This window comes from Pseudomonas sp. (genome assembly GCF_050739655.1).
Classification (GTDB): Bacteria; Pseudomonadota; Gammaproteobacteria; order Pseudomonadales; family Pseudomonadaceae; genus Aquipseudomonas.
The window spans coordinates 1-9,981 of record NZ_JBOIBY010000105.1 but is presented as its reverse complement, the minus strand read 5'-3'; the positions used below and the strand labels follow the sequence as shown (position 1 = coordinate 9,981).

Here is a 9,981-nt window from a genome sequence, read left to right as displayed (position 1 = left end):
AGATCGCAGCCTGCGGCAGCTCCAACTCCCGTTCGTCAGACGATCCTACAGATCGCCTGCTCACGGCCGATATAACCGCGAGAAAACCAATGACTGGTTCGCGGGGAGTTGAGCATGTACCAATGGCTGGCCGACAAGCTGGGAAACGTAGGGGTAAACCGCAAACTGGGCGTTGGCTTCGGCCTGGTGCTGTTGCTGACGTTGCTGATTACCTTCACCGGTTGGTCCGGTCTGGGTGAGGTAACGAGTCGCGGCGACAAGCTGGGGTTCATTTCCGATATCAACGTCCTGACCAAAGACCTGCGCATCGCTCGCCTGGATTACGACATGCGCCGCGGCGAGCAAGGGCCCGGCGCGGTCAATGACTTGCTGGGCAAACTCGACAGCAGCCTGCAAGCCGCCCGCCAGATGATCGAACAACCCGTCGATGTGGCCATGGTCGACCAGCAATTGGCCGCAGTCAGTCAGTACAAGCAAGCTTTTGCAGCCCTGACCCAGGCCGGCGCCAACCGCGAAGAGGCGCGCAGCAAGCTCGGCGCTACTGCAGACAATGCCGTGGCCAAGGTCACTGAAGTTGAAAAATCCATGCTGCAAGGCGACAGCGTTGTGCAATTCAACAGCGTGATCGACCTGAGCAAACTGATCCAGCAGGCGCGCTTCCAGGTTCGTGGCTACACCTACAGTGGCAAGACCGAGGCCGAACAACCCGCGCTGGATGCCATCGACAATGCACTGAAATACCTCGAAAGCCTGCCGTCGAAGCTGCCGGAACAACACATCCCCAACCTGCAACAAGCGACCGACTCGCTCAAGGCCTACCGCGCCGCAGTCAGCCAATTCCGTGATTCTCAAGTCTCCAGCGCTGACGCGCTCAAACGCATGGCCGCCCAGGGCGAAATCCTGCTCGAGGTGAGCAAGAAGCTCACCGTCTCGCAAACCCTCGTGCGCGATACCGACGTCGCACACGCCAAGAACATGCTGTTGGCCGCCACCGTCCTGGCACTGGTCTTTGGCCTGTTTGCCGCCTGGGCCATTACTCGGCAGATCGTGATACCGCTGAGCGAAACCCTCAAAGTGGCCGAACGCATCGCTGCCGGCGACCTGACCCAAAACCTTTCGTCCAACCGCGCCGACGAACTGGGCCAACTGCAACGTGCCATTCAGAGCATGACCCAAGGCCTGCGCGAACTGATCGGCGGCATCAGCGACGGTGTCACTCAGATTGCCAGCGCCGCCGAAGAGCTGTCGGCGGTCACCGAGCAAACCAGCGCCGGCGTGAACAGCCAGAAGGTCGAGACTGACCAGGTTGCCACCGCAATGAACGAAATGACGGCCACCGTGCAAGAAGTCGCGCGCAACGCAGAGGAAGCTTCCGAGGCGGCCGTTGCTGCCGACCAGCAGGCCCGCGAAGGTGACAAAGTGGTCGGTGAGGCCATCGCGCAAATCGAGCGGCTGGCCACGGAAGTGGGACACTCCACCGAGGCGATGGGCGAGCTCAAGCGTGAAAGCGACAAGATTGGCAGCGTGCTCGACGTGATCAAGTCCGTGGCCCAGCAAACCAACCTGCTGGCGCTCAACGCCGCCATCGAGGCTGCCCGTGCCGGTGAAGCCGGACGCGGTTTTGCCGTGGTAGCCGATGAGGTGCGCAGCCTTGCGCAACGCACCCAGAAGTCCACTGAAGAGATTGAAGAGCTGATCGTCGGCCTGCAAAACGGCACCCAGCACGTGGCGACCATCATGGACAACAGCCGTACCCTGACCGACAGCAGCGTCGAACTGACCCGCCGCGCCGGTGGCTCGCTGGAAAGCATCACTCGTACTGTTTCGGCCATCCAGGCGATGAACCAGCAGATCGCAGCCGCGGCCGAACAGCAAAGTGCGGTGGCTGAAGAGATCAACCGCAGTGTGCTGAATGTGCGGGATGTGTCGGATCAGACTTCGGCGGCGAGCGAGGAGACGGCGGCGTCCAGTGTTGAGCTGGCGCGGCTCGGCACGCATTTACAGATGATGGTGGGCAAGTTCAGGGTTTGAGGTGATTCATCTGCCTCGGTTCACTTAAAAACCGAGGTGATGCTATCGCGGGCAAGCCCGCTCCCACAGTGTTTTGCGTCGTACACCAATATTGTGATCGCTGCGATACCTGTGGGAGCGGGCTTGCCCGCGATGGCGGCCTGAAAATCGCCGCAGTTACAAAACCTGCCGCAAGAAGGCCTGCGCTCGCGGATCCTTCGGTGCATCGAAGAACTCCGCCGGCGAGGCGTCTTCCAGCAGTTTGCCGTGATCGAAGAACAGCACCCGATCCGCCACTTCCCGGGCGAAACCCATTTCGTGGGTGACGCAAACCATGGTCATCCCTTCGGCAGCCAGGTTCTTCATCACATCCAGCACTTCGCCGACCATTTCCGGGTCGAGCGCCGAGGTCGGTTCGTCGAACAGCATGACCTTGGGCTCCATCGCCAGCGCCCGGGCAATCGCCACGCGCTGTTGCTGACCACCGGACAGGCGCGATGGAAACTCGTTGGCCTTCTGGGCAATACCGACCTTTTCCAGCAACGCCATGGCCTTTGCCTCGCGTTCTTTCTTGCCGCGCTTGCGCACGACTTTCTGTGCCAGGCACAGGTTCTCCAGCACGGTCATGTGCGGGAACAGGTTGAAATGCTGGAACACCATGCCGACTTCGCGACGGTAGGCGTTGACGTCGGTTTTCGGGTCGGCCAGTTGCAGACCGTCGATGCTCACCGAGCCCGAGTCGAACTCCTCCAGGCCATTGAGGCAGCGCAGGAAGGTCGATTTGCCGGAGCCCGATGGCCCGAGCACCACCAGCACTTCGCCCGTGGCGACGATGGTGCTGACATTGTCCACCGCGCGCACCACCTGGCCACGGGTGTCGAAGACTTTTACCAGATCGCGGACTTCAATCACTTTGCGCGAGCCTCCGCTCAAGCCGGCTGGCGATTTTCGACAGCGGCAGGTTGATCAACAGGTACAGGCCAGCAACGCAGAACAGGATTTCGAATGGCGAAAACGAGGTGGTGATGACTTCACGGCCGCTTTTGAGCAGCTCGGTAATCGCGATCACCGACACCAACGAAGTGTCTTTGACCAGGCTGATGAACTGACCGGCCAGCGGCGGCAGCACGCGCTTGAGCGCTTGCGGCAGCACCACATGACGCATCGACTGGCCTGCACTCAGGCCCAGCGAACGCGCGGCTTCGTTCTGGCCACGGGCAATCGACTGCACGCCGGAACGGATGATTTCCGCCACGTAGGCGCCGGTGAACAGCGACAGCGCAGCGATCCCGGCGAACTCCCGGGACAGGTTCATTACCGTGCCGATGAAGAAGTAGAAAATGAAGATCTGCACCAGCAGCGGCGTACCGCGCACCAGTTCGACGTAGATGGTCGAAAGATCGCGCAGGGTCGGGTTGTTCGACAGCCGGCACAGGCCGGTGGCGAGACCGATCAGCAGGCCGAGCACACCAGACACCACCGATAGCCACAAGGTGGTCCACAGGCCCCACATCAGCGGCCCTGCAGCCCAATGGCGGGTCACGCCGATCACATCGCCTTCAGCCACGTCATCACCTTGGGCGACTTGCAGGCTGTTCTCGTCGACGGTCAGGTGTTGTTCGTCGCCGGCGTCGTTGCGCAGGGTGACTTCAGCCTTGTCGCCTTTGCGCACCAGTTCGCTGACGGTGGAGATGTCGGCGGCGCGCTGGGACTCTTCGGCGTGGTAGGCGAAGTACTGCGGCACGCGGTTCCAGCGCCACTCGTAGGACATCAGCGAGGTGGCGTAATACAACGCGCCGGCCAGGCCGATCAGCACCAGCACGGTCAGCGCGTGCCAGGGCCATTGGGCTTTTTTCTGTTTCATTGCAGGTTCCGGGTTTTGTGTTGCCTGTCAGGCCGCTATCGCTGGCAAGCCAGCTCCCACAGTGATCGAGGTGAACACAATTTGTGCGTACGACGCTGAACCTGTGGGAGCTGGCTTGCCAGCGATTGGGGCGACTCGGTTTATCTGACCGAGTTACTCCATGTCCTTGAGCCACTCGGTGCTCTTGAACCACTTGTCATGGATGCGATCGTAGGTGCCGTCTTCGTGGATCTGGTGCAGGAAGTTGTTGATGAAGTTGATGCTGTCGTAGTCACCCTTCTTCAGACCAAAGGCCAGGGGCTCGTAGGTGAACGGCTTATCCAAAAACACAAGCTTGCCGTTGCCGACTTTGTTCAGCGCGACGACGTTGTAAGGCGCGTCGTAGATGAAGGCATCCGCCTTGCCGTTGACCACGTCGAGCACTGCTTCCTGCTCGTTGTCGTAACCGTGGTACTTGGCCTTGGCGATCAGCTTTTTGGCGACCATTTCGCCGGTGGTACCCAGCTTGGAGGTGATGCGGTAGTCGGCGGTGTTCAGGTCTTTGTAGGACTTGATGGTGCCTTCCAGCTCCTTGCGGATCAGCAGGGTCTGGCCGACCACAATGAAGGGTTCGCTGAAGTTCAGGCGCAGGTTGCGCTCCTGGGTCAGGGTCATGCCGCTGCCGATCATGTCGAACTTGTCGGTCAGCAGGGCCGGGATGATGCCGTCGTAGCCGGTGGACACCAGCTCCAGCTTGACGCCCATGGCCTTGGACATGGCTTTGAGGATGTCGACTTCGAAACCGATGATCTCGCCACGCTTGTTGGTCATTTCGAACGGCATGTAGGTCGGGTCCATGCCGACTTTCAAGGTGCCGCGCTTGACCGCGTCATCGATGGCGCCGGCCTGCGCCGTGCTGACTGCAACCAATGCCGTGACGCCGACCAGCAGCATCGACAGATACTTCTTCATCTTCAAGCCCCCAAAACCATTGCGTTTGCGGCGCGAAATCGACAGTTTTCCAATGAAAACCGATAGATACGGACACAAAACGGTCCGGGCGCACCAATTCGGGGGCGGATGCTAACGTAATGAGTCGAATGCACAAGGGTTAAACGCAAAAGATCGCAGCCTTCGGCAGCTGACCGATCGTTCCCACGCGCTGCGGGGGAACGCAACTCGGGACGCTCTGCGTCCCATCCACAGCCGAACGCGGAGCGTCCGTTGAGGCATTCCCACGCAGAGCGTGGGAACGATCAACACCCCCGCTCTCAAAAAGAGCGGGGATAGGGTCAGGCCAGCTGAGGCTGCGCGACCAATGGCTTGAGCGGTAACTGCGGTGCATGAGGATCGGCCTTGACCGACTTGCGCCATGCGCCCAGCCACTCGGGGTGACCTTCGCTCCAGACCTGATCATGCAAGCGAGCCAGTGCCACCGGATCGCTGAGCAGTTGCACACGCTCGTTGTTGGTCAGGCCTTCAGGTCCGACCTTCATCGCATGCCGCACCCGCTCGACCCGCAACCACTCGATCGGCTCGGCCTCACGGTGACGGGAGGTCGCCAGCGAGCACGCCAGGGCGTTCTGCTGTGGATCGACCACCGAACGGATGAAGCCGTCGTTCAGCGCGTGATAACGGTTTTCGTGGGTGTACTGGTCGGTTGCCAGCAGCGCCTGTGGCGGATTGTATTCCTCGGGAATCAGGAACAGGCTCTCGTCACGGGACTTGAGGCCCAGGCCGACACGGCTGGAAATCACCGACACGGGGATCGACAGCATCAACGAACCGACGATCGGCACCAGCCACCACAGGAAGCTTGGGTTCAGCCAGATCACCAGCAAGGCCCAGAAGAAGCCCAGCAAGGTTTGCGGACCGTGGCGTTTGACCGCTTCACTCCATGGCGTGGAGTCGTCGTCACGTTGCGGCGAATTCCAGGTCGCGGCCCAGCCCAGGAACGCGGCGAGGACGAAACGGGTGTGGAAAATCATCCGCACCGGCGCCAGCAGCATGGAGAACAGCATCTCCAGCAGCATCGACATCGTCACCTTGAACTTGCCACCGAACTCTGTCGCGCCCTTGGCCCAGATCAGAATGACGCTCAACAGTTTCGGCAGGAACAGCAGCACGACGGTGGTCGAGAACAGCGCAATCGCCTTGTCCGGATGCCATTGTGGCCATAGCGGATACAGCTGACGCGGCTCAAGGAAGTACTGCGGCTCCATCAGCGTGTTGACCGCCAGCAGCGCCGTCGACAACACCAGGAAGAAGAACCACAGCGGCGCCGACAGGTACGACATCACGCCGGTCAGGAACACCGCACGGTGCACCGGGTGCATGCCCTTGACCAGGAACAGGCGGAAGTTCATCAAGTTACCGTGGCACCAGCGACGGTCACGCTTGAGCTCGTCCAGCAGGTTCGGCGGCAATTCTTCGTAGCTGCCTGGCAAGTCGTAGGCAATCCACACGCCCCAACCGGCACGGCGCATCAGCGCGGCTTCAACGAAGTCGTGGGACAGGATCGCACCAGCGAACGCACCCTTGCCCGGCAATGGCGCCAGGGCGCAGTGCTCGATGAACGGCTTCATGCGGATGATTGCGTTGTGACCCCAGTAGTGGGATTCGCCCAACTGCCAGAAGTGCAGACCGGCGGTGAACAGCGGACCATACACACGGGTGGCGAACTGCTGCATGCGTGCATACAGGGTATCCATGCCCGACGCACGCGGCGCGGTCTGGATGATCCCGGCGTCCGGCGTGGCTTCCATCAAGCGCACCAGACTGGTCAGGCACTCACCGCTCATCACGGAGTCAGCATCGAGTACGACCATGTACTTGTAATCACCACCCCAGCGACGGCAGAAGTCGTCGAGGTTACCGCTCTTGCGCTTCACACGACGGCGACGGCGGCGATAGAAAATCTTGCCGAAGCCCTTGGCTTCGCGGCAGACATCCAGCCAGGCCTGCTGCTCGGCAACGCAGATGTCGGCGTCGTTACTGTCACTGAGGACGAAAAAGTCGAAGCGATCCAGGTCACCCGTGGCCGCGACCGACTCGAAGGTCGCACGCAAACCGGCGAATACCCGCGGCACGTCTTCGTTGCAGATCGGCATCACCAGCGCAGTGCGCGCATCTTTCGGAATCGGCTCGTTGCCAGCACTTTTACCGGAGATCCGGTATTTATCGTGACCGGTGAGCAGCTCCAGAAAACCCATCAGCGCTGTCCAGAAACCCGCCGATACCCAGCAGAACAGAATCCCGAACATGATCAGGATGCTGGTCTGCAACGCATAGGGCAGCACTTGCGTGGCGGTTTGCAGCAGCGGTTGGTGCAGGACTTCTTCGAGGTCGACGAACGACCAGCCCTGGTACGGCATGATGCCTTTCATGTACCAGCCGGCGACGATGGTCTGACCCAGCATCAACACCAGAAGAATGTAGCGACGGATCGAACCGACCGTACGCCAGCGCGCCGCGGGCAGCACGTTTTCATCTTTGGGCGGCTTAGGCGGGTTGGTGCGACCGGTCATGCGACGCCAGCCGCGCACCAGAATGTTGGTACGCCACGGCTCCGGCACGACTTTGGTCCGACGAATCGGCGGAGTCGCCTTGAGGCAAACCCGACCGCTGGCGTCGAGCACCAGCATTTCGGCGTCCTGCAATTGCTCTGCGGTGCTCAAGGTCAGGCGTTTGCCCACCGAAGCCTGGGCGGCCTCGGTCGGCGCGTCGAATGTCGACGACGACAGACGCTCATGCAGTTCGCTGAAGGACTTGCAGCCCGCGAGTTCCGCGCGCTGCTGGTCGGTCATCGGCAGATGGGCCAGATACTCGGAGAGTGATTCTGGCTGTACTTGAGAATTACTCATCGGCAGGCAACTGATAGCTCCAGGTCTCGGTCAGGACTTCTTCAGTCGGTGCCGATTCCTGTGTGGCTGGGGCCGCTGCAGCTGCAGGCTGCTTGGCGTCATTGTTGTTCGCCTTGTCCTTGGCATCCGCGACCGGCTTGGCTTCAGCCTTTTTGGCTTCGGCGGCGGCATCGGCAGCGGCCTTCGCGTCCTTGTCCGCTTTCTCCGCCTGCTTGGCAGCGACTTTGTCGGCCTTGGCAACGGAAGAGCTGGACGCTGGAATCGAAGTCTTGGCCAGATCGGCCGGCACGATGTTCTGCACCAGTGCCGCACGCATCTCGGTGGACTTGCCCGGGTCCTTGATCTTCATGCGCAGGGTCAGGCGCCAGCCCTTGGTTTCAGGGTTGTAGCGCACGCTGTTTTCGACCAGTTCGGCGTTGTCGCCGACGCTGACCTGGCTGCGCACATCGGTATCCGCTGGCAATGCCGCCAGGGATGGACCTTCGAAATCGACCAGATAAGCAACGCTGCCGTCCGGCTGACGGATCAGATTGGACTGCTTAACGTCACCCGTGGACTTCAGGGTCTGGCTGACCCAGGCGCTGTCCGGCGCGTGAATCGCCGCTTCGTCCATGGTCCAGTGCATGCGGTAGGCGAAGTCCAGCGGCTTGCCTGGCTCCGGCATGGTTTCCGGGCTCCAGAAAGCCACGATATTGTCGTTGGTTTCATCAGCGGTCGGAATCTCGACCAGATCGACGGTGCCCTTGCCCCAGTCGCCTTTCGGCTCGATCCAGGCGCTTGGACGCTTGTCGTAACGGTCGTCGAGGTCTTCGTAGTGGCTGAAGTCACGGCCACGCTGCAGCAGGCCGAAACCACGCGGGTTCTCGACCGAGAAGTTGCTCACCGCCAGGTGTTTCGGGTTGTTCAGCGGACGCCAGATCCACTCGCCGTTGCCGGCATGGATCGCCAGGCCGCTGGAATCGTGCAGTTCGCGACGGTAGTTGAGGACTTTGGATGGCTGGTTGGCGCCGAACAGGAACATGCTGGTCAGCGGCGCGATACCCAGTTTGCCGACCTTGTCACGCAGGTACATCTGCGCCTTGACGTCGACAATGGTGTCGCTGCCCGGACGCAGGGTCAGACGGTAGGCACCGGTGGCCCGTGGCGAATCCAGCAGCGCGAAGATCACCAGGTGTTTGTCACCCGGTTTCGGCTGCTCGATCCAGAACTCGCGAAAACGCGGGAATTCTTCGCCGGATGGCAATGCGGTATCGAGCGCCAGGCCGCGGGCCGACAGACCATAAACGTGATTCTTGCCGACAACGCGGAAGTAACTCGCGCCCAGCATGGTCATGATTTCGTCTTGCTTGTCGGCCTTGTTGATCGGGTACAGCACACGGAAACCGGCATAACCCAGTTGTTCGGTGGCTTTAGGATCGAATTTGAGATCGCCGAAATCGAAACGACTTGGGTCGTATTTGATCTCTTCGACGTTGTTCGCCGTGATTTCGTTGATTTTCACTGGCGTATCGAAATGCATGCCCTGGTGATAGAAGGACAGCTTGAACGGGGTTTTCTGGTCCGCCCATTCAGCCTTTTCAGTCAGGAAACGAATTTTCTGATAGTCGGCGAATTTCATCTCGCGGAATTCGTTCGGCAGGTTACTGCGCGGCGCTTCGAACTTCTGACCGGCCAGCTCTTTAGCCTTGGCCGACACATCATCCAGATTGAATGCCCAAAGCTGGCCGGCACTGAGCAGACAGAGTAGTGCCGAGCCTGCTACCAGAGCGCTTCGCAACCGTTTGGCAGACAATTTTGGTGCGTTACAGGGACTAACAATCACGAGCAACCCTCGCCGAAAACAGATCAAAAAACCAACGGCCAGTTAAAGGGCCAGCAGGTATCCGGCGCGAAAAAGCCGACCCTGCAGACCACTCTTGCCAAGTTGGCGAGCATTGTTCCGACTCCGCTGGGGCGAAATGATTCCCCAATCGGATCCGGACAAGTCTCTACCTAAGTCAAAATGGACCAACGAACGCTGATCCCCGTAGCGCGCGATTATCTAGTAGGCCGCGTTACAACGCATCAGGGGTAACAAAGTATTTATCGGGAAAAACGCCTGTTTTCAGTCGAAAAGCGCTTAAAAAGATGTTTCAAGCGCTTTCAGGTCTGTAACAGGAAGGTTACCGGGCCATCATTGACCAGATGCACCTGCATATCCGCGCCGAATCTACCTGATGCCACAGTGCCATGCACCTGTTTCGCTTTGCTTAATAGATAGTCGAA

7 protein-coding genes and 1 pseudogene are annotated in these 9,981 nt (G+C 60.1%); 2 read left to right on the top strand and 6 right to left on the bottom strand.

The window, feature by feature from the left end:
• Window positions 1–114: 114 nt before the first annotated feature.
• Window positions 115–1,176 (top strand): annotated as a pseudogene (locus ACRESJ_RS05620) (methyl-accepting chemotaxis protein); the annotation flags it as partial.
• Entirely contained in the window at window positions 1,168–2,031 is an 864-nt protein-coding gene (locus tag ACRESJ_RS05615) for a methyl-accepting chemotaxis protein (RefSeq protein WP_431757019.1), read from the top strand. The pseudogene ACRESJ_RS05620 and the gene ACRESJ_RS05615, both read left to right, overlap by 9 nt.
• 156 nt (window positions 2,032–2,187) lie before the next feature.
• On the opposite strand, the gene ACRESJ_RS05610 is transcribed toward ACRESJ_RS05615, so the two are convergent.
• From ACRESJ_RS05610 to ACRESJ_RS05585, 6 genes are all read right to left on the bottom strand, one after another.
• Window positions 2,188–2,922 carry an amino acid ABC transporter ATP-binding protein gene (locus tag ACRESJ_RS05610; protein WP_431757017.1) on the bottom strand — a complete coding sequence of 245 codons (735 nt, stop codon included), beginning with the start codon at window positions 2,920–2,922 and terminating at the stop codon, window positions 2,188–2,190.
• A complete protein-coding gene (locus tag ACRESJ_RS05605) occupies window positions 2,915–3,874 on the bottom strand; it encodes an amino acid ABC transporter permease (RefSeq protein WP_431757016.1) in 960 nt (319 codons plus the stop codon). Before ACRESJ_RS05605 ends, ACRESJ_RS05610 begins: the two co-directional genes overlap by 8 nt.
• A 153-nt stretch (window positions 3,875–4,027) precedes the next feature.
• The gene (locus ACRESJ_RS05600) at window positions 4,028–4,825 is read right to left on the bottom strand and encodes a transporter substrate-binding domain-containing protein (protein WP_431757015.1); all 798 of its coding nucleotides are present in this window, start codon (window positions 4,823–4,825) and stop codon (window positions 4,028–4,030) included.
• Between the two features lie 320 nt (window positions 4,826–5,145).
• Window positions 5,146–7,716, bottom strand: a complete 2,571-nt coding sequence (gene mdoH, locus ACRESJ_RS05595; protein WP_431757014.1) for a glucans biosynthesis glucosyltransferase MdoH — start codon at window positions 7,714–7,716, stop codon at window positions 5,146–5,148.
• Window positions 7,709–9,538 (bottom strand): glucan biosynthesis protein G, encoded by a 1,830-nt coding sequence (locus ACRESJ_RS05590; RefSeq protein WP_431757013.1) that lies wholly within the window; start codon window positions 9,536–9,538, stop codon window positions 7,709–7,711. Before ACRESJ_RS05590 ends, mdoH begins: the two co-directional genes overlap by 8 nt.
• A gap of 320 nt (window positions 9,539–9,858) precedes the next feature.
• On the bottom strand, window positions 9,859–9,981 hold a 123-nt coding region (locus tag ACRESJ_RS05585; protein ID WP_431757018.1), incomplete at its 5' end, for a D-aminoacyl-tRNA deacylase.